16 protein-coding genes are annotated in these 19,233 nt (G+C 64.8%); 3 read left to right on the forward strand and 13 right to left on the reverse strand.

From position 1 onward, the window contains the following. Window positions 1-170: 170 nt before the first annotated feature. From AC0WR5_RS10310 to AC0WR5_RS10365, 12 genes are all read right to left on the reverse strand, one after another. Window positions 171-506 (reverse strand): cytochrome o ubiquinol oxidase subunit IV, encoded by a 336-nt coding sequence (locus AC0WR5_RS10310; RefSeq protein ID WP_475868842.1) that lies wholly within the window; start codon window positions 504-506, stop codon window positions 171-173. After that, window positions 503-1,147, reverse strand: coding sequence for a cytochrome c oxidase subunit 3 (locus AC0WR5_RS10315; protein WP_475868844.1), 645 nt, complete (start codon window positions 1,145-1,147; stop codon window positions 503-505). The genes AC0WR5_RS10310 and AC0WR5_RS10315 overlap by 4 nt, the downstream gene beginning before the upstream one ends. Then, window positions 1,144-3,213 carry a cbb3-type cytochrome c oxidase subunit I gene (locus tag AC0WR5_RS10320; protein WP_475868846.1) on the reverse strand — a complete coding sequence of 690 codons (2,070 nt, stop codon included), beginning with the start codon at window positions 3,211-3,213 and terminating at the stop codon, window positions 1,144-1,146. Before AC0WR5_RS10320 ends, AC0WR5_RS10315 begins: the two co-directional genes overlap by 4 nt. Continuing rightward, entirely contained in the window at window positions 3,210-4,238 is a 1,029-nt protein-coding gene (locus tag AC0WR5_RS10325; RefSeq protein ID WP_475868848.1) for a cytochrome c oxidase subunit II, read from the reverse strand. The genes AC0WR5_RS10320 and AC0WR5_RS10325 overlap by 4 nt, the downstream gene beginning before the upstream one ends. 452 nt (window positions 4,239-4,690) lie before the next feature. After that, a complete protein-coding gene (gene cls / locus AC0WR5_RS10330) occupies window positions 4,691-6,127 on the reverse strand; it encodes a cardiolipin synthase (RefSeq protein WP_475868850.1) in 1,437 nt (478 codons plus the stop codon). 205 nt (window positions 6,128-6,332) lie between these two features. Then, entirely contained in the window at window positions 6,333-8,603 is a 2,271-nt protein-coding gene (locus AC0WR5_RS10335; RefSeq protein WP_475862953.1) for a DUF3141 domain-containing protein, read from the reverse strand. A 268-nt stretch (window positions 8,604-8,871) separates the two neighbouring features. Further along, complete coding sequence (locus AC0WR5_RS10340) at window positions 8,872-9,789, reverse strand: methylenetetrahydrofolate reductase (RefSeq protein WP_475868969.1); 918 nt, start codon at window positions 9,787-9,789, stop codon at window positions 8,872-8,874. Between the two features lie 75 nt (window positions 9,790-9,864). Next, window positions 9,865-11,169, reverse strand: a complete 1,305-nt coding sequence (locus tag AC0WR5_RS10345; protein ID WP_475862954.1) for a TRAP transporter large permease — start codon at window positions 11,167-11,169, stop codon at window positions 9,865-9,867. After that, window positions 11,166-11,678 (reverse strand): TRAP transporter small permease, encoded by a 513-nt coding sequence (locus tag AC0WR5_RS10350; protein ID WP_475862955.1) that lies wholly within the window; start codon window positions 11,676-11,678, stop codon window positions 11,166-11,168. Before AC0WR5_RS10350 ends, AC0WR5_RS10345 begins: the two co-directional genes overlap by 4 nt. A gap of 9 nt (window positions 11,679-11,687) precedes the next feature. Then, window positions 11,688-12,680: a TRAP transporter substrate-binding protein gene (locus AC0WR5_RS10355; RefSeq protein ID WP_475862956.1), complete on the reverse strand. Its 993-nt coding sequence runs from the start codon at window positions 12,678-12,680 to the stop codon at window positions 11,688-11,690. Window positions 12,681-12,822: 142 nt separating this feature from the next. Then, a complete protein-coding gene (gene ligM, locus AC0WR5_RS10360; RefSeq protein WP_475862957.1) occupies window positions 12,823-14,238 on the reverse strand; it encodes a vanillate/3-O-methylgallate O-demethylase in 1,416 nt (471 codons plus the stop codon). Between the two features lie 139 nt (window positions 14,239-14,377). Continuing rightward, window positions 14,378-15,133, reverse strand: a complete 756-nt coding sequence (locus tag AC0WR5_RS10365; protein ID WP_475862958.1) for a GntR family transcriptional regulator — start codon at window positions 15,131-15,133, stop codon at window positions 14,378-14,380. Between the two features lie 191 nt (window positions 15,134-15,324). On the opposite strand from AC0WR5_RS10365, the gene AC0WR5_RS10370 reads away from it, so the two are divergent. The 3 genes from AC0WR5_RS10370 to AC0WR5_RS10380 are packed head-to-tail and all read left to right on the forward strand — an operon-like array spanning window position 15,325 to window position 17,548. Continuing rightward, window positions 15,325-16,374, forward strand: coding sequence for an alpha/beta fold hydrolase (locus AC0WR5_RS10370; protein ID WP_475862959.1), 1,050 nt, complete (start codon window positions 15,325-15,327; stop codon window positions 16,372-16,374). Further along, the gene (locus AC0WR5_RS10375; protein WP_475862960.1) at window positions 16,374-17,213 is read left to right on the forward strand and encodes a class III extradiol dioxygenase family protein; all 840 of its coding nucleotides are present in this window, start codon (window positions 16,374-16,376) and stop codon (window positions 17,211-17,213) included. The genes AC0WR5_RS10370 and AC0WR5_RS10375 overlap by 1 nt, the downstream gene beginning before the upstream one ends. Continuing rightward, complete coding sequence (locus AC0WR5_RS10380) at window positions 17,213-17,548, forward strand: YciI family protein (RefSeq protein ID WP_475862961.1); 336 nt, start codon at window positions 17,213-17,215, stop codon at window positions 17,546-17,548. The genes AC0WR5_RS10375 and AC0WR5_RS10380 overlap by 1 nt, the downstream gene beginning before the upstream one ends. 80 nt (window positions 17,549-17,628) lie before the next feature. Here AC0WR5_RS10380 and AC0WR5_RS10385 read toward each other — a convergent pair whose 3' ends face one another. Continuing rightward, window positions 17,629-19,230, reverse strand: a complete 1,602-nt coding sequence (locus AC0WR5_RS10385; RefSeq protein ID WP_475862962.1) for an acyl-CoA dehydrogenase family protein — start codon at window positions 19,228-19,230, stop codon at window positions 17,629-17,631. Between the last annotated feature and the right edge of the window lie 3 nt (window positions 19,231-19,233).

A 19,233-nucleotide genomic window follows, 5' to 3' on the forward strand; every position in this document is an offset into this window, starting at 1 on the left:
CCCGCCGGAGGCTCCGGACCTCGCTTGCCGAGGTCCGGAACATCGCCGGATCGCACCGTCGCATGACCGACATCCCACCGGCAGATATCTCTGTCCGGCGCCGAAACAAAAAAAAACGCCCCGGCAAAATCTGCCGGGGCGTTTCGATGTCATCAACGGGTTGGTCCCGCTTACATCCGTGCGTGCTGGTCGTAGAGCAGCCAGAGCGTGCCGCCGACCATCAGGAACATCATCACCAGCGTGAAGGCCAGGAGATAGAGGTTGTCCCGGTTCTTCTCGCTGAAGTCGAAGTGCAGGAAGTAGTAGAACTGTGCCACGAGCTGAAGGACTGCGAAGACCGTCAGCCAGGCCAGGGCGGCCATGCCGGTCGCGATGCCGAAGGTGATCATCCCGAAGGGGATCACCGTCAGCAGCAGCGACACGAAGGTGCCCAGGTAGATCATGGTCAGATCATGTTTTTCCTGCTCTTCAGGAGAGCTGTGCAGGTCGTTCTGATGCGCGCTCATGAGGCAACTCCATAAAGGAAGACGAAGGAAAAGATGCCGATCCAGACGACGTCCAGCAGGTGCCAGAAGATCGACAGGCGCTCGAAGCGCAGGCGAACCATCATGTCGTCCTTGCCGAAGACCATGAACTGGAACACCATCACGATCATCCAGATCATGCCGGCCGAGACGTGCACGAAGTGCGTGGCCGTCAGCAGGTAGAAGATCGACAGGTAGCCCGAGACCATCGGCGTGGCACCGTGGTGAACCCACATGATGTACCAGTCGCGGATCTCGAGGCCCAGGAAGCCCAGGCCCAGCACGAAGGTCACGGCGAGCCAGATCAGCATCTCCTTGTTCGACTTGCGATATTTCATCGCAATGAGCGAGAGGCCGATCGTGGCCGACGACCCCAGCAGGCACATGGTCTGCCAGAAGACGCCGCCGATCTCGTAGATCTCGCGGGCCGCCGGGCCCTGTGCGATCCCGTGGACCGACATGGAGCCGTAGGTGGCGAACAGGAGCGAGAAGAGCAGAAGGTCGCTCATCATGAAGATCCAGAAGCCGAACATGGTGTCGCCTTCAATGTCGTGCACGTGCTCGTGTTCGTGCGCGCCCGGATCCCCGGCCTGACCGTTGAGTGTCACGTTAGCTTGGCTCATTTCACCACCTCTGCTTTCCCGAGGTTTTGCGAGGTCACTTCAAGGCGACGCGGGATGGCCGGAGCAGCATTGACGGCTGCAAGCCAGGCTTCGTTTGCGGCCTTGATTTCGGATGCCGGGATGATCTTGCCGGTATCGCGCACGAAGCTGCGGAAGATCAGCACCGCGAAGCCGCCGACGAAGCCGAGGATCACCGCCCACCAGATGCTCCACACGAAGGCGAAACCGAAGATGGTTGCGAAGAGCCCGATGATCGGCGCGGCTGCGCTGTTCTTGGGCATGTGAACGTCTTCGTAGTGCGTCGGCGAGGCGTAGGCCGTGCCGGCTTCCTTCATCGCCGCGAACTGGTCACGCTCGGTAACGACGGGGTTGACCGAGAAGTTCCATTCGAAGGGCGGCGAAGGCGAGAACCATTCCAGCGTGCGGGCGTCCCAGGGATCGCCAAGCGGCACGGCAAGTTCCTTGCGCTTGATGAAGGAGACACCGTACTGGATGATCGTGGCCAGAAGACCCAGGCCCAGAAGCAGCGCACCGATGAAGGCAACGATCACCCAGGGCTGGAAGTCGGGGTTGTCGAGGGACATCGAACGACGCGGCGCACCACCAAGACCGATCACGTAGAGCGGCATGAAGGCGAGCAGGAAGCCCGGGGCCCAGAGCCAGAAGGAAATCCGGCCCCACTTCTCGTCCAGGCGATAGCCGAAGGCTTTCGGGAACCACAGCTGGATCGCGGCGAAGGATGCAAAGAGCACGCCGGGGATGATCACGTTGTGGAAGTGGGCGACCAGGAACAGCGTGTTGTGCGTCGAGAAGTCGACCGGCGGGTTAGCCAGCAGAATGCCCGTTGCACCACCGATCACGAAGGTCAGCAGGAAGTAGGTCGAGAAGAGCATGGGAGTGCGGATGCGGACCCGGCCATAGACCATCGTCAGCAGCCAGTCATAGATCTTCACGCCCGTCGGCACACCGATCAGCATCGTCGCGATACCGAAGGCCGCGTTGACGTTGGCCGAGGAGCCCATGGTGAAGAAGTGGTGCAGCCACACGGTGAACGACAGCACGCCGATGGCCATGGTGGCCCAGACCAGCGAAGTGTAGCCGTAGATGCGCTTGCCCGAGAAGGTTTGGAAGACTTCCGAGTAGACGCCGAAGGCCGGCAGAACCAGGATGTAGACTTCCGGGTGGCCGAACAGCCAGAACAGGTTCGCATAGTTCATCATGTCGCCACCGGCGTCATTGGTGAAGAAGTGGAACCCGAAGTAGCGGTCGAGGGCCAGCATGAGGGCAGCAACCGTCAGCGGCGGCATCGCGAAGACCATCAGGATCGCGGTGCAGAAGGTCGACCAGCTGAACAGCGGCATGTGCATCAGCTTCATGCCCGGCGCGCGCATGCGCAGGATCGTGACGATGAAGTTCACACCCGTCAGCGTGGTACCGATACCCGCAAGGGTCACAGCCCAGATCCAGTAGTCGACACCGACACCCGGAGAGAACTGGATTTCGGCATAGGGCGGATACATGGTCCAGCCACCGGTCCCGAACTTGCCGAGGACAAGCGACACCATGGTCAGCGCGGCACCGGCAACGGTGAACATCAGCGACACGGCGTTCATCATCGGGAAGCTGACGTCGCGGGCGCCGAGTTGCAGCGGCATGACGTAGTTCATCAGGCCGGCCAGGATCGGCATGGCCACGAAGAAGATCATGATCGTGCCGTGGGTCGTGAAGAGCTCACCGAAGTGCTCGGAGCTCAGGAAGCCGTCGCTGCCGACGGCCATCATCTGCTGCATCCGCATCACGATGGCCTCGGCCAGGGCGCGAGCGAACATCACCAGTGCGACAACGATATACATGATACCGATGCGCTTGTGGTCCATGGTGGTCAGCCAGTCGCGCCACAGGGGGCCCCACCAGCGCATGACGGTCAGGAGCACCACCACGGCGAGACCGCCGAGGATAACGGCGGCGGTGGCGCCGCCGGCGATGATGTTATTGAGGTTGGGGTCCTGGAACAGCGGGATAAGCGCGAAGTCGTTCCAGGTCAGGTTGCCGAATAGTCCGCTCATTCCTGCCCCTCCACTTCTTGTTTTTGGTTCATGTCGGAGGTTTCCGTGCTTTCGTCAGCAGGGTCCGTGGAAGCATGGGTGCCGGCCGCGTGATCTGCCTGATCCGCCTCCTCATCCAGCTTCATCACGTGCCCCATCATGTCATGGCCGCCAAAGCTTGCCATCAGATCAACGAAGAAGCCGTCCTCGACCGAGCCGAAGCTCGTGACACCGGAGCCCGCGACAACCGCGTCGAAGCTCTCGTGGGTCAGCTCGTCGGGCGCGGTCTGGAGGTCGGCCATCTTCGCGGCGAAATCGTCGGCGTTCAGGGATTGGACCTCAAAGGTCTGATCCGCAAAGCCTTCGCCGTTGTACTGGGTGTTCCGGCCTTCGAAGGTTCCGTCTTCGTGCGAGACGAAGTTCAGCATCGTCTGCATGCCCGCCATGGCATAGATCTGCCCGGCGAGTTTCGGGATGAAGACCGACTGCATGACAGAGTCACTGGTCAGCTTGATCCGGACGGGTTCGTTGGTCGGGATGATCAGCTCGTTCACCGTGGCCACGTTCTCTTCGGGGTAGATGAACATGAAGCCCCAGTCGTACGTCACCAGTTCGACATCGAACGGGTCGTCATCGAGCGGCTTGTAGGGATCGAGCTGGTGGGTAGAGATCCAAACCATGGTACCCATCGCGATGATGGCCAGGCCTGCCCCGCCCCAAACCAGGACCTCGAGGAGCGTGTTGTGGTCCCAGTTGCGTTTATAGGAGCCACGCGCGGTACCGTCTCCATCGTCCTTCAGCCGGAACCGATACAGAATGAACGGCAACGAGATGAAGATCGGCAGGATCACGAGGATCATGACGCCGACGATGAAGTAAAACTGGAACCCGATTTCCTTGGCAACCGGCCCGGCCGGAGAGAGGAAGCTCTCCGCAGCGCTGCCGGCTGTTGGAATCGTGGCGATGAGGGCCGCGGAAGCGGCGAGCAGCGCTCGGCCTCCACTGGCGAAGAGTTTGTGTCTTGATCTATCGAGTGGCGCTTGCACGCGAGAAATCCTTTGCTGGTTTATGGGCCAGCCAGACGTAGATTCCTCTCAGATACGAATTTCAACGGGATAGCGGGTTTGACAGTTTGTCGCACCCCTGCGCCGGATTGCCGCAGCGCGGCATCCGAAGCCCTTAAAAGCAACGGGAAACCCTCGATTTTCGAGCTGTTAAAACGTTCGTGAACAAGTGACCCTGGGGGCAAGAAAAAATACTCACGAAGCCGTGATGCCACGTTATCCCTCAGGGAGCGGCCGGCGACGCGCACCGTCAGAATGTGAAGGAAATGCAACACTCGCGCTATGGGTGAGCGCCGAATCAACATGATTCTGAGGCGCCGCCAAGAGGCTGCGCGCCCCTCCGCGATCAGATTTGTGACCGCGCGGCCCCGGGTTCAAGGGCCACGCGAAATCTGTGCCCGGGATCGGCGGAATTCGCCGATTATCCCATGTTTTCAGAGGACCGGCCCCATCATCGCGATCACGTTGTACTTCAGCCTCTGGAAGATCGAGCGGTTCATCACGCCGATGGTATCAAGCGGCTCCGAGGCATCGATATACTCCTGCTGGCGGGCCCGCAGCGCCGCCGTCAGCGGCCCGTCCTCGATCAGCATGTTGTTCTCGTAGTTCAGCTCGAAGCTTCGCCGGTCAAGGTTGGCCGAGCCGATCAGGCTCATCTCTCCGTCCAGTGTCAGCGACTTGGAATGCAGCAGCCCGAGCGGGTATTCGTAGACCTGCACCCCCGATGCAACCAGTTCCTCGTAGTAGCTGTGGCTGGCCGCCTCGACGATCCAGCTGTCATTGCGTTTCGGAAAGACGATGATCGTCTTCACGCCGCGCCGCGCCGTGGCGCAAAGGGCGGATTGCATGGATTCCGTCGGCACGAAATAGGGCGTGGTGATCACCAGTTCCTCGCGCGCCGCATGGAACATGGCTTCGAACATTTCCGGCATCGCCGTCGGCCGCACCGTGGGCCCGGTCCCGATCACCTGGGCAAGCACACCACCGGTTTCCTGGTGCGGGATGTGCCCGCCCCTGGCCAGGTCGCGCAGATCCTCGTCCACATGGGTCATCCAGTCGGAAATGAAGAGCAGCTCGTTCTGTTGCGCGATCGGGCCCACGAACCGCACCATCAGGTCGACCCAGGGCGCGAATTTCGCCTTTACCTCGAATGCCGGATCCGAGCAGTTCTGGCTGCCGCAATAGGTGATCTTGCTGTCGATCACCACGATCTTGCGGTGGTTTCTCAGGTCGACGCGGCCCCGGATCGGGTGCAGGATCGGGTTGCTCACCGGCAGCGCGCGCACCACGTGCACCCCGGCCCGCTCCATCTCCGTCCAGGCCTTCGACTTCACCATCACACGCGATCCGATGTCGTCGGCCATGGCGCGCACCTTGACGCCGCGCTTGGCCGCACGGATCGCGGCATCGACGATCTTGGTGCCGTTGACGTCGTTCAGCCAGATGTAGAACAGCAGGTGCACGGTCTTCTCGGCCGCATCCATGTCGGCCACCATGGCGTCGATCGCCGTGTCGGAATCCGCCAACAGCTCGGCCTCGTTGCCCTCGACCGGCCACATGTAGCTGATCGAGCGGCCGGTATCGAAGAGATGGGCCCGTGCCGAGGGCACGCGGCCGTCGGGATTGACCGTATAGGGCGGCTGCGCCTGCATGATCAGCTCGATCGTCTCGCGATAGCGCCGTGCGCGCCGCCGGCCGATATTGGTTTCACCGAACAGGACATAGGCGATGACTCCCACGGCCGGGATTGCCAGGATCACCACGACCCAGGCCAGCCGCGACGACGGCTCACGGTGCGGCCTCAGCAGGGCACGGATGATAAACCCCGCCTGCAGCATGACGTTCGCCAGAAGTAGAATGTATGTCAGCACTGAATGGTCCCTGTTCGTTCTGCCCCGCCCTGCGCCCCCGGCAAGGTTGTGCGACTATTTGCTGTATATGGCTCACGGTCAACGGACCGCGGCTCAAGATCAATGACTTCGCCGTCAGAAAGATCTCTGTCGCGGATTGCCTGCCGCGATGGATGTCATTCTGCATCACCCCGGGCTGCATCAACCACGGCGCGCCCCGCCCGCCTCAGGCCTGGCGCGCGGGGAGCTGGTGCACCATCCCGCTCGGCTCTTCCACCTGCATATGCGTCGACAGTTCGCGGATCCGGTCGGCCATGCCCCGCGTGATCCCGCCGTTCCGAGAGGTCAGCTCCACCGCCAGCGCAAGGCATTCCGCCCGCTCCTCCCGGTCGGGCACCATGGTGCGGATCGCATCGAGCGCCTGCCCGCTGTGCGCATCCAGCAACAGGATGTAGAACTGCGTACGCACCACCAGCTTGAAATCATCGAGCGACAGTTTCATCAGCGACTTGCGCGCCTCGCCCAGGGCCTCGAGGTAGCTGTCGTCCAGCACGTTGCCCGCGGCAACGATATAGAGCATCGCCCGCATCAGCGCCTCGTTGAACCCGCCCTCGCCCACGGCCTCCTTCAGGTGTCCGATCAGGTGATCGCGCATGGCGATCTCTCGGTGGGTCACCGCCGGCAGTTCGCGCACCGGCGCGCCGTCGTTCACCCCCATCAGCCCCTGCAACAAGCTGTTGCCGTAGATCCCGAAGAACATCGCCTCCACCGCGTCGTCGCGCAGCTGCCGGAACATTTCCAGGCTGTCGTTCACGTGGTCCGAGAAGACGTTCTGCATCTTCACAAAGGGGTTCTCTGGCCCCACCGGCCGCCGCGTCTCCCGCACCTGCTCGGCAAGCTGCCCGAACCCCTTCATGAAGGGATTGCTGTCGGCAAAGAGCGTATAGCTCAGCCGCAGCGGGTTGGCGTTGAACATGGCCCGGGCCGTCTGCGGGTTGGCAGTGGCACGCACCAGCGGCTGCAGGAAGGTGTTGTAGAGCGAATGGTTGACCTCGCTCACCTTCTTCACCGTGGCAAAGGCCCGGTCGTCCTCCTCGCTGTTGCGGCCAAAGGCGCGGATGTCGTCGAAATCCCGCGTCTCGAAGCGCGAGTGCCAGGGTTGCGCCGATCCCTCCTCCGCCTCCTCGATCACCAGCTCGAACAGTCCCGGCGGCAGGCAGTCCATCATGTCCATCAGCCGCACCATCTCGGCGTCTTCCTTGGCCCCCACCTTGGACGAGACGAAGATCGCCAGGTGCCCCACCTTGCGGTTCAGGCAATAGATCACCGTGCGGCCATGGGCGCGCAGGTCGTTGACGTCCTTGTAGAGGTCGAGCACCCAGCCCAGGGTCTGCGGCGGCGGGCTGATGTTGTCGCCCAGCGAGGTAAAGACCACGATCGGCGATGTCACGTCGCGCAGGTCAAAGGCGCGGCCGCTGCTTGAATGCAGCTCGTTGCGCGTCAGCTTGTCGCCGATGAACAGCTCGTCCACCAGGTACTGGATCTCGGGCCCGTTCAGGGTGATGAAATCCCCCCACCATTTCTCGAAGCCGAGGTAGCGTTCCGCCTCGGTGTCGATGTTGGAATAGAGATCGTACTGCTTGCCCCAGATCCAGTTGGCCGGGTTCAGGTTGTCGAAATTCAGGATCAGCCAGGTGCCGTCGAACTTGCCCTGCCCCATGTCGCTGGTCAGCGCAGTCAGCCAGGAGCCCCCCAGCAGCCCGCCGGAATAGCGCATCGGGTTCTCGCCATGCACCCCCTGCCAGTAGGAGATCGGCGAGCCGGCCACCATGACCGGCCCGAAGAGGTCGGGCCGCAGGATCGCCACCATCAGCGTCTGATATCCCGCCTGGCAATTGCCGATGGCAAAGGGCTTCGAGGCCTCCGGGTGCATCTCGGCGATCTTCTCCAGGAAATGCACCTGCCCCTCGACCACGTCGAGAAAGGTCTGGCCCGGCTCGGGTTCCGCCGAAAAGGCAATGAAGTAGACCGCATGGCCGTTCCGCAGCGCATCTCCGATCTCGCTCGAGGTCTTGAAACCGCCGATCCCCGGCCCCTGCCCGGCCCGCGGATCCACGACCACGACGGGCCGCTTCGCGGGGTCGGTCACCACGCCCTCCGGCGGCACGATCCGGGTCAGGGAATAATTGATCGGCTTCGCCAGGGTGCTGCCGCTCATGATCACCTCGTGATCAAAGGTCAGCACCGTGGCCATGGGCCGCGATGTCATCTCCTTCTGCTCGTTGCCGCGCAGTCGCATCAGATCCATGAACAGCACCGAGCGCTGCCACCCGTCCACGAGGTAATCCGTCCAGGGATTGCCAAGGCCGGGCGCGGCGCCGCCGTCTTCCTCCGCCCGGATCCCGGTCTGGATTCCGGTCTGGATTCCGGCCAGCGTCATCGGCCATGTCCAAAAGGCATTCAGGGCGGCGGGCATTCCGGTCTGTCTGTCGCTCATACTGTCCTCACGCGTTGGCCGGCGGGAGCAGCCCGGCGGCAAGGGGGATCACGCAGCCAGGTGTCACCCGGATGCGGATGAGCCTGGAAGCGATTGTCTTGCCGGTCAACACGCTCCGGCGTCGCACCTGTCAAACGAAGATTCAGCCTGCATTCTGACGCCTTCGTGCCGCAAGGCAAAGAAAAAGCCGGGCTCCCGCGGGCGCCCGGCCTGTTCCTGCGTGTTCCTCTCCCTTCCGCCCTGCGGCAGGGGGGGTGGTTTGCCGGGCTCAGCCCGCCGCCCGCATCGGCTGCGCCCCGTGCTTCTGGGTCCATTCCGCACAGCTCTTGATGCCGCCCAGCGGAAAGAAATGCAGCTGCGCCGGCCCGGGCCGGTCGGTCACCGCCATCTGGCGGGCAAACTCGCTCACCACCTCCGTCGGCTCGTAGGGCAGCATCAGCTTGGTCACGTCCATGGCCCGCTTCTTCAGCACCTGGAAGGACGGGCCCACGCCACAGGCCACCGCGAACTTGATCAGCGTCTGCAGCTTGGCCGGCCCCGCCACGCCCACGTGCACCGGCAGGTCGATGCCCGCCTCGCGCAGCCCGCCAATCCAGTCCATCACCGGCGCGGCGTCAAAGGCGAACTGGGTCACGATGGCCATCTCGGCCTCGGTCCGCTCCGCGAACGCCTGCTTCCATTTCAGCGCCGCCTCGACATTGGCGGTGCCCCCCGCCGGGTCGATGTCGGTATTGCCCTCCGGGTGGCCCGCCACGTGCAGCCGCTCGAACCCGTGCCGGTCGAACAGCCCCGTCTCCATCATCTGCATCGAGCTGTCGAAACTGCCCTGCGGTTGCTCCACGCCTCCCGCCAGAAGCAGCGCCTGCACCACGCCGGCCTCCTCGCGGTAACGCCGGATCCACTCCTCCAACATTGTCGCATCCCGTATGATCCGGGCCGGGAAATGGGGCATCACCGGAAAGCCCTCGTCGGTCAGTCGCCGCGCCGTGGCCACCATCTCGTCGATGGGCGTGCCCTCGATATGCGCGATGTAGACCCGCGTACCCTCGGGCAGCAGCGCCCGGAAATCCTCGATCTTGGCGGCGGTGCGCGGCATCACCTCGATCGAATAACCCTGCACGATGTCCTGCAGCCCGGCGCCGGTCGCCTCTCCGCCGCGGCCCTTCCTGCCGATGAAACTGATCATGTCACGCATCCTCCTCCAGATATCCATGTCTCTCTCCGGTCCGCGCCCCGCGGCGCGAACCGGCCTCTCGTTCGTCTAGTTGATCATCGTGTTGGGCAGGATCAGCGAGATCTGCGGAAAGGCCATCAGCACGGCCAGAGTCAGCAGCATCGCCACCCAGAAGGGTGTCACCCCGGCAAAGATCCGGCCCAGCGGCACATCGCGCGCCACCGACTTCACGATGAACACGTTCACCCCCACCGGCGGCGAGATCAGCCCCATCTCCAGCGTCAGCACGCAGAGCACGCCAAACCAGATCGGATCGAGGCCCAGGTCCATGATCACCGGGAAGTAGATCGGCATGGTCAGCACCAGCATGGCAAAGCCTTCCAGGAAGCATCCCAGCACCAGGTAACTCAGCAGGATCAACGCCAGTACCCCCATCGGCCCCATGCTCAGCCCCTCCAGAAAACCGCCCACGGCCTCCGGGATATGCGTCAGCGCCAGAAACGGGTTGATCAGATGTGCCGCGATCAGGATCAACATGACCGTCGCCGTGGTCACCACGGAATCCTTGGCCGCCGCCCAGAAGCGTGCGAAATCGAGCTGTCGCTGGATCACGCCCACGATGATCACCAGGCCCGCGCCCACGGCCGAGGCCTCGACCGGAGAGAAGATCCCGCTGTAGATCCCGCCGATGGTCAGCAGCACCACCAGCAGCACCGGCAGCGCCGCGACCAGTTTCTGGCCCTTCTCGCCCATGGTGCTCTTCGGCCCCTTGGGGCCGAAAGCGGGCCGGATCCAGCACAGCACCGCAATCGTCGCGATGAACATCGCCAGCAGCAGCAGCCCCGGCAGCACGCCCGCCAGGAACAGCCGCCCGATGCTCTGCTGCGTCAGGATCGCGTAGATCACGAACCCGGTCGAGGGCGGGATCAGGATGCCCAGGGTGCCGCCCGCCGCCACCACGCCGGTGGACAGGCGGTTGTCGTATTCGAAGCGGTCCATCTGCGCCATCGAGACCTTGCCCATGGTCAGCGCCGAGGCGACGGAGGAGCCCGAGAGCGCGGCAAAGCCCGCGCAGCCCAGCACCGTCGCACTGGCCAGCCCGCCGCGGAATTGCCCGATGATGGCATAGGCCGCATCATAGAGCCGTGCGCTCATGCCGGTGACGGAGGCCACGTTGCCCATCAGGATGAACAGCGGCACCACCACCAGCTCCGAGGAGCTTGCGAGCGTGAAGCTCTCCGAGGCCAGCAGGCTCATGGCCGAATTCAGGTCCTTCAGCACCCAGATGCCGCCAAAGCCCACGGCGAACATGGCAAAGGCCACCGGAAAGCGCAGCACCAGCAGCGCAAAGAGGATCACGATCCCCACGAGGCCAATCATTTCAGGGCTCATTCGCGGATCTCCTTCGCCGCGCGGGCCTCGGGCCCCGACAGCGACAGTTCCAGCGCCCGCACCAGCATCCCGAAGGCTGTGATCAGCGCCATGGCGCTCAGCGCCCATTGAAAGTACCACTTCGGCAGGTTCACGATGTTCGTGGCCAGCTTCAGCATCTGCGACAGTTTCGAGCTGTCGTAGACGGCCCAGGCCATGGCACCGAAGATCGCCATCCCCAGCAGCGCCGCGGCAATGTCCAGCATGTGGTTCATCCGGGGCGGGAAGTTGCTCTCGAAGATATCGACCGACACATGCCCGCCCAGCTTGTCGCAGAGCGCCATGCCGCCGAAGACGATGATGACCATCCCCATCTGGGAATAATCCTGGGCGCCGCGCAGCGGATGGCCAAAGCTGCGCCCCACCACGTCCACGATGACGGTCAGGGTGACAAAGATCAGCCCGATCGTCCCGAGGAAGGCGGACAGGCTGATCAGCCCGTCCGCCACCTTTCTCAGGGTGCCATGCATGTCGCGGGCTCAGTCGCCGCGCATGGTGGCAAGAACCTCGGGCCCGCCGTCGATTCCGGCCACCACCTGCTCCGTCACCGGCTCGGTCAGTGCACCGAAGGCCGCCGCCTGTTCGGCCGTCAGGTCGATCACCTTGTTACCGCTGTCAGCGCGCAGATCGGCGATGGTTTCCGCGGCCACCCGGTTCCAGGCTTCCTCCGCGCCCTTCGAGAGAGGCTCGCCGGCATATTTGTCGATCGCCGCCTGCTGGTCGGCGGGCAGGCTGTCGAACTTGTCCTGGTTCATCACCACGTAGAAGGTCAGCCGCCCCATGGGCGCCCCGATGGTGTAGGAATTGGCCACTTCGTCCAGCTTGAAGTCGCGCACGGCGCTGGCGCCGGTGATCACGCCATCGATCAGCCCGGTCTGCAGCGCGTTGTAGATGTCGCCCGCAGGCATCTGCACCGGCGTCGCACCGAGCGCCTCGACCATGGCGGCAGAGGTCGCCCCCGCCACCCGCACCTTCAGCCCCGCCAGGTCCTCGGGCGTGGTGATGTCATGGTCCTTCATGATGAAGATGTTCGGTTCCGAGGTCCAGAGCGCCAGCGGCTTCGTCGCCGGGAACTCGCTCTTGATCTGGTCCATCGCGGCCCAGATCGCCGGATAGCCCGGCTGGCCTTCCGCGATCACGCCCGGCATCTCGGCGATCATGGTCTTGGGAAACTGCGTCGAGGTATAGCCCGGCAGGCCCCAGACGATATCCGCCACGCCCTGCACGACGCGCACGTATTGCTCCAGCGGGCCCTTGCCCAGTTCGCCGCCCGGATAGGCACGCACCGTCAGCGCCCCGTCCGTATCGGCTGCCACGCCATCGGCCAGCGGCTCGATCACCGCGCCGGTCAGCGTATGGGTCGGCGCCGCGAAATGCGCGAACGACAGCTCCTCTGCCTGCGCCGCACCGGCGGCAAGCGTCAGGGCCGCAGCCGCTCCACCCAGGGTTTTTCCCAGTGTCTTCATGTACATGGTTTCTCCTCCCGTTTTTGTCCGCTTCCCGCGGAATGCCGGACGGGCTCTCCCTGCCCTCCGGATACGATGCCATGGCCCCCTCCTCCCCGGGGACCATGGCCGCGTTTCTGGGCGGCGACGCGCGCGCCGCCCCGGCGGATCACTCGGCCGCGACCTGCTTGGTCCGCCAGCTGTCCGCATAGTTCTCCCGCGCCTCGCGGGCATAGGGCGTCTCCGACACCCGCACCCGGATTTCCGTCTGGCGGTGCTTCTCGGCCGAGGTCTTCTGGGTGTCGTCCGGCTCGCCCCATTTCAGGGTCAGCACGTCGCCCACCATCACGTCAGAGTTCACCACGCCCAGCGACAGCAACCGGCGCTCGTTGTAGGAATAGCCGTTGAACATCGACATGCCGACCATCTTGTCGCCGTCCATGATCATGTCGGCCGAGGACGAAGCATAGTTCGGCTGCGGAAAGTCGATCCACTTGTAGGGCACGCCGTCCTCGAAGTTCGAGGCGATGACCTTCATCACGTCTTCCGGGTTCCACTCGAAGGTGACCTTCTTGCGGTTGTCGGCATCCTTCAGCTTCAGCAGCGCCTCCTTGCCGATAAAGCTCTCCTTCTTCCAGCCGATGTAGAAGCCATAGCCCAGCTCGAAGGGATTGACGTAGTAATCCTCGATGTTGTCCGAGACGAAGCTGCCGCCGATGGCGCCCACGGCCTCGTAGGCATCGGCCCCCAGCCAGTCGCGGTATTCCTCCATCATGCCATCGCCGGAATAGATCCCCGGCAGCGGCGAGGGGATCCAGCCCGATTCCAGCGTGTTGGTGGAATAGGCCCGGCTGCCCACCCGGCGCAGGTCGACACCCACCTCCTGCGCGGCCTCCAGGATCGTCGACAGGATGTAATCCTTGTCCTTGTAGGGGCCCCAGATTTCCAGCCCCGGCGCGCCGGCCATGCCGTGGCGCAGCGCCTGCACCTTCTTCGAGCCGACGTTGATCCAGTCGACATGGAAGAACTTGATGTCCGGCACCGGGCCGCCGTTGATCTTGTCAAAGATCTTGTTGGCATCGGGGCCCTGGATCTGGAACCGGTAATGGGTGCGCAGCACCCGTTCGCCCTCGGGCCGCGAGTCAGAGCGCGGGTCATGCAGCAGGCGCACGTTCCACTTGCCGATTGCGGCCTGGAACTTGGTCCAGTTGGCGGTCGGCTGACGGCCCACCAGCACGAACTTGTCCTCGCGCTCGCGGAAGATGATCATGTCGCCGATCACGTGGCCCTTGGGCGTGACCGGCACGAAGTGCTTGGCCCGGTTCAGGTCGAAATTGGCAAAGCCGTTGATGCCCACATGCGACAGGAAGGCGGCGGCATCGGGGCCTTCGACAATCAGCTCGTCCATGTGATGGGTCTGATCGAACAGCACGGCGGTATCGCGCCAGGCCTGCTGTTCACTGCGCCAGTTCGAGAACTCGGGCGCGACAACTGGGTATACATAGATACCGGCGCGGGAATTGCGCAACAGCTCTACGGGGTTCGAAACCCCCTTGAGAATCGTACTAAGGCTTTGAGCGGACATATTGGACTCCTCCCTCTCCAATCGGTCAATGTATACATGAGAATGGTCAGCAGGCCGCAAAAAGCAAGCGGAAAGAATCCCCGCAGGTCAAGAATTTCGCTTGTCCGGTATATGTCGAATCAGGGAATCGGCGCGCTGTTCACTCTGCCGCGTCGGCATCCGGCGCCACCAGCGCCAGGCCCGGAACGGTGCTGACGACGCTGTGTTCCTTCGAGAAGATGTACTCGAGGTTCCTGCGTGCAGCGAGCGAGTGCTCGCGGGCCAGCGCCTCTGCCCGGGCCCCCTCCCGCGCGGCGATCGCCGCCACCAGTTCACGATGTTGTTCCTGCCCCACCGCCAGCGACCGGCGGAAGGCCGAGAGCTGGCTGCGATCCGGCAGAAAGGCCGAGGGCGAGGCAAAGGGCAGCTTCTTCACCCGGTCCAGCTCCCGTTCGAAGGTGGCACTGCCGGGCAGCGCCGCAAGCAGGTCGTGAAACACCCCGTTCAGCTCGGAATAGCCTTCGAAATCAACCTCGTCCGGCAGATCCCCGAAACAGCCGTCAAGCCGCCGCACCACCTCGCCGATCTCCTGCAGCCTGGCCTCCTCCACTCCGCGCTCCGCCGCCAGCCGCGCCGCCGTGCCCTCCAGCACCCCGCGCAGTTCGATGGTGTCGATCACGTCGGAATAGGCAAAGCTGCGCACCATGAAGCCGCCGTTGGGTGCCCGCTCGAGCAGCCCCTCCTCGGCCAGCCGCGACATCGCCTCGCGCACCGGGGTCCGGCTGATCTCCATCTCCTCGGCCAGCGCCACCTCGAACAGCCGCATGCCGCCGGGGAAATCCCCGTCGATGATCCTCTTGCGCAGCTCGATCAGGGCACGCATCGCATGGGTCTTGGCAGCGCTCGTCGTGGCCATCGGGTCCTCCGTTGCTTTCCCTCATGTATACACGGGCGGCGCTCCGCCGCCCAGCCATCGCGGAAATACCTGTGCATGGCGGCAACTTTGCCCTCTGTGTATTCATTTCGGCAACGTTTTTCTTGTTTTTGGCCAAAATCAGCCCTAACCTCCCCTCAAATGTATTCACGAGACGGTTTGGGAGGGCCCTCATGACGACATTGCTTCTCATCCCAGGACTGGTTTCCGATGCCCGCGTCTGGCGCGACCTGGCCCGTCATGCGCCGCTGCCCGTGGCCGATGCCGATGTCATGCGCGATACCACGATCCCGGCCATGGCCGCCCGGCTGCTGGCCGAACATCCCGGGCCCCTGATCCCCGTCGGCCATTCGATGGGTGGCCGTGTCGCCATGGAAATGGCCCGCCAGGCGCCCGGGCGCATCCGCGGCCTCGTGCTTGCCAACACCGGCCACGACAGCCGCAAGCCCGACGAAGAGCCAAAGCGCCTGGCCAAGATTACCCTCGGGCATCAGGACATGGCGGCCCTCGCGGCCAGCTGGCTGCCGCCCATGCTCGATCCCGCGCGCGTCACCGATACCGCGCTTGTGGCGGACCTCACCGAGATGGTCCTGGCCGCCGGCCCGCAGGTGCACGAGCGTCAGATCCGCGCCCTGCTCGACCGCCCCGATGCCAAGACCTGCCTGCCCGCCATCACCTGCCCGGTGCTGCTGATCACAGGTGCCCGGGATGGCTGGTCCCCCGAGAAGCAGCACCGCGAGATCGCCGCCCTCCTGCCCCGTGCCGAGGTGCGGGTGATCGAGGGTGCCGGCCATTTCCTGCCCGTCGAGCGCCCCGCGGAAACCCGCGCCGCCATTCTCGGCTGGCTCGATGCGAACAAGGAGGAGTTCGATATGCAACCTGCCGTCACAGAACGGAAAATTGCCGAGACGCCGCTTTTCGACCGGGAGGGATCGAAGCGCGGCTACCGGATGAACAAGATGGCGATGTCGCTGGGCATCCCCGCCAACAGGGAGGCCTTCAAGGCCGACGAGGAGGCCTTTCTCGACAGCTATGGCCTCTCGGAAGAGGAGAAAGCCGCCGTCATGTCGCGCGACTGGCATCGCATGGTGGCGCTCGGCGGCAACCTCTTCTTCATCCTGAAGATTTCCGCCATCGACCCCACCCCGATGACCCGGATCGGCGCCGCGCAGGCGCAGATGGATCACGACATCTTTCTGAAACAGCGGCTGGGGAAACTCTGATGGCCCATATCATCGGCGGCGTGGGCACCAGCCACGTACCTTCCATCGGCGCGGCCATCGACAAGGGGCTGGCCGACAGCCCCGACTGGAAGCCGCTCTTCGACGGCTACATCCCCGGCAAGGCCTGGATGGCCGAGGCGAAACCCGACATTGCCGTCGTCATCTTCAACGATCACGGCAACACCTTCTTCCTTGACCGCGTGCCCACCTTTGCGGTGGGCGTCGCCGACAGCTACAAGCCCGTGGACGAGGGCTGGGGCCCCCGCGCCGTGCCCGATTTCTTGGGCGCGTCCGAGCTGTCGTGGCATTTCGTCGACCGGCTGGTGGAAAACCACTTCGACCCGATGGTCTGCCGGGAGATCGAGGTCGATCACGGCCTGCAGGTGCCGATGGAGCTCTTCTTCGGTCGCCCCGAGCACTGGCCCGTCAAGGTGGTGCCGATCTGGGTGAACACGATCCAGTACCCGATCCCCACGCCGCAGCGCTGCTGGGAAATGGGCCGGGTGCTGCGCGAGGCCATCGAGAGCTTCCCCGGCGACGACCGCGTGGTGATCATGGGCACCGGCGGCCTCTCGCATCAGCTTCAGGGCAGCCGTGCCGGTTTCATCAATCGCGAGGCCGATCTCGCCTGGCTCGACGGTATCGCCAACGACTTCGAGAAGTACCGCGACATGAGCCGCGAGGATTACGTCGAGCAATTCGGCTCCGAGGGCGCCGAGCTGATCATGTGGCTGGTCATGCGGTCCGCCATGAACCCGACGGTCGAGCTGAAGCACAAGCATTACTTCGCTCCCGCCTCGATGACCGGCACCGGCATGGTCGTGCTGGAGAATGCCTGATGGCCTTCTTCCTCATGCGCTGCCTGCATCACCCCGGGCAGGACGCTGCCCGCGATGGCGCCCGGGCCGCCCATCGCGCCTGGGTGCGCACGGGCGGTGACGGCCTCGTCTCGGTGCTGATCGGCGCCGCGCTCACCGATGGCACCGGCTCGATCGGCCATTTCGGCATCCTTGAGGCCCCCGGCGCCGAGGCCGCCCGCCACTTTGCCGAGGGCGATCCCTTCGCCCTGTCGGGCATCGTCCGCGAGATCGCGCTGACGCCCCTGCCAAACCGCTTCCAGGCCCACCGCATCACCGATCCGATGAGCCCGCGCCTCGACCTGCCCGTTACCTGATCGCCCGCCGATCCGGCCACGTAAACCAGGGAAAGGCGCCGCCCCGGACGGGCGCGGCGCCTTTTTCGCGGGGCAGGATCTCAGGCAATCGCGTCGCGGATTTCGGCCGCCAGCAGGGCCATCCGCTCCACCGCCTGCCCCTGCACGCGCGCGGCCTCCGTCGCCTCCAGCCGAGGCGAGAGCCAGAGCGTGACGGCCAGCCAGCCGGCCCGCAGCCAGGCATCCGCCGCCCATTGCCGCCGCACCGGATCGGCAAGGCCGATCAGCGCCTCGGCCAGCGCGCCGAAGAGCGCCATGGCCTCGGCCGGTGCGCCGCGCATCTCCATCGTCCGGGCCAGGAACAGATCGAACCCGCTTCGGTCCCGGATCAGCCGCCGCTCGAGGAAATCCAGCGCCTGCATGCCCGTGGTGCCCTCGTAGATCGACAGCACCCGGGCATCGCGTACCGAGCGTTCCAGCGGCCACTCGGCGGTATAGCCGGCCCCGCCCAGCACCTGCACCCCGGCATTGGCCACGTCAAAGCCGGTCTCGGCGCCAAAGTTCTTGATCAGTGGCAGCAGGAAGGCCGCAAATGCCGCGGCCTCTCTCGCCTCTGCCCCGCTTGCCACCCGTGCGATGTCCATGGTGCAGGCCAGCTCCAGCACCGCCGCGCGCAGGCTCTCCGTACGGGCCCGCATGTGGCCCAGCTGCCGCTGCACGTCCGGATGCGCCGCAATCGCCACCGGTGCGCCCTCCGCCGGCCCGCCCTGCAGGCGCTCCCCGGCATAATGCGCCGCCACGTCGCAGGCCCGGCTGGCGGTGCCGAGACCCTGGCACCCGGTCTGCAGCCGCATCAGCTCGATCATGGTGAAAAGCTGCGGCAACCCGCGCTCGGCCTCGCCCAGCAGCACGGCTTCGGCCTCGATGAATTCCATCACGCAGGTGGGCGAGCCGTGCAGGCCCATCTTCTCCTCGATCCGCACCGGGCTCACGCCATTTGGCCTGCCGTCGGCCCTGACCGAAGGCACCAGGAACAGGCTCAGCCCCCGCGTGCCCGGCGCCTCCGAGCTCCGCGCCAGCAGGCAATGCCCGATCACCGGCGTCAGGTCATGATCGCCGAAGCTGATCCAGATCTTCTGCCCGGTCACCCGCCAGCTGTCACCGTCCTGAACAGCCCGCGTGCGGATACGCCCCACGTCGGAGCCCGCGCCCGGCTCGCTGATGCAGATGGTGGTGCTGCGCTCGCCCGCGATCAGCGCCGGCACCCAGTCCGCCGCCACCTCCGGCGGCGCGGCCTCCGAGAGCAGCACCGCGCCCGAGCGGCTCGCGCCCGTCGCCATGTTGAAGGCCGGGCAGCCCCGGTCGAAGATCTGCCCCGCCGCCGCCTGCAGCACCACCGGCAGGCCCGAGCCGCCAAACCGCTCGGGCAGGTCGAGGCCGATCCAGCCGCCCTCGGCAAAGCTGCGGAAGGCCGCGTGATAGGCGCCCGGCACCTTCACCCGGCCACCCTCCATCCGGCAGCCCTCGCGGTCGGCCACCGCGTCCAGCGGAAACAGCACCTCGTCGGTCAGCGTGCCCGCCGCCTCCAGCACCGCTGCCGCCGTCTCGATGTCCAGGTCGGGCCGCAGCGCGCAGAGCCGCGCCCAGCCCGGTGTCGCCTGCAGCAGCGCCAGGGTCCGGCGCTGCTGGTCATGGCTCGTCATCAC

This window comes from Pseudooceanicola sp. DL12 (genome assembly GCF_056270665.1).

What these genes read in the sequence shown, in the direction of transcription:
- AC0WR5_RS10310 (WP_475868842.1), bottom strand. Translation starts at nt 506, where the DNA reads ATGAGCGCGCATCAGAACGACCTGCACAGCTCTCCTGAAGAGCAGGAA.
- AC0WR5_RS10315 (WP_475868844.1), bottom strand. Translation starts at nt 1,147, where the DNA reads ATGAGCCAAGCTAACGTGACACTCAACGGTCAGGCCGGGGATCCGGGC.
- AC0WR5_RS10320 (WP_475868846.1), bottom strand. Translation starts at nt 3,213, where the DNA reads ATGAGCGGACTATTCGGCAACCTGACCTGGAACGACTTCGCGCTTATC.
- AC0WR5_RS10335 (WP_475862953.1), bottom strand. Translation starts at nt 8,603, where the DNA reads ATGAGCGACAGACAGACCGGAATGCCCGCCGCCCTGAATGCCTTTTGG.
- AC0WR5_RS10340 (WP_475868969.1), bottom strand. Translation starts at nt 9,789, where the DNA reads ATGATCAGTTTCATCGGCAGGAAGGGCCGCGGCGGAGAGGCGACCGGC.
- AC0WR5_RS10345 (WP_475862954.1), bottom strand. Translation starts at nt 11,169, where the DNA reads ATGAGCCCTGAAATGATTGGCCTCGTGGGGATCGTGATCCTCTTTGCG.
- AC0WR5_RS10350 (WP_475862955.1), bottom strand. Translation starts at nt 11,678, where the DNA reads ATGCATGGCACCCTGAGAAAGGTGGCGGACGGGCTGATCAGCCTGTCC.
- AC0WR5_RS10355 (WP_475862956.1), bottom strand. Translation starts at nt 12,680, where the DNA reads ATGTACATGAAGACACTGGGAAAAACCCTGGGTGGAGCGGCTGCGGCC.
- ligM (WP_475862957.1), bottom strand. Translation starts at nt 14,238, where the DNA reads ATGTCCGCTCAAAGCCTTAGTACGATTCTCAAGGGGGTTTCGAACCCC.
- AC0WR5_RS10365 (WP_475862958.1), bottom strand. Translation starts at nt 15,133, where the DNA reads ATGGCCACGACGAGCGCTGCCAAGACCCATGCGATGCGTGCCCTGATC.
- AC0WR5_RS10370 (WP_475862959.1), top strand. Translation starts at nt 15,325, where the DNA reads ATGACGACATTGCTTCTCATCCCAGGACTGGTTTCCGATGCCCGCGTC.
- AC0WR5_RS10375 (WP_475862960.1), top strand. Translation starts at nt 16,374, where the DNA reads ATGGCCCATATCATCGGCGGCGTGGGCACCAGCCACGTACCTTCCATC.
- AC0WR5_RS10380 (WP_475862961.1), top strand. Translation starts at nt 17,213, where the DNA reads ATGGCCTTCTTCCTCATGCGCTGCCTGCATCACCCCGGGCAGGACGCT.
- AC0WR5_RS10385 (WP_475862962.1), bottom strand. Translation starts at nt 19,230, where the DNA reads ATGACGAGCCATGACCAGCAGCGCCGGACCCTGGCGCTGCTGCAGGCG.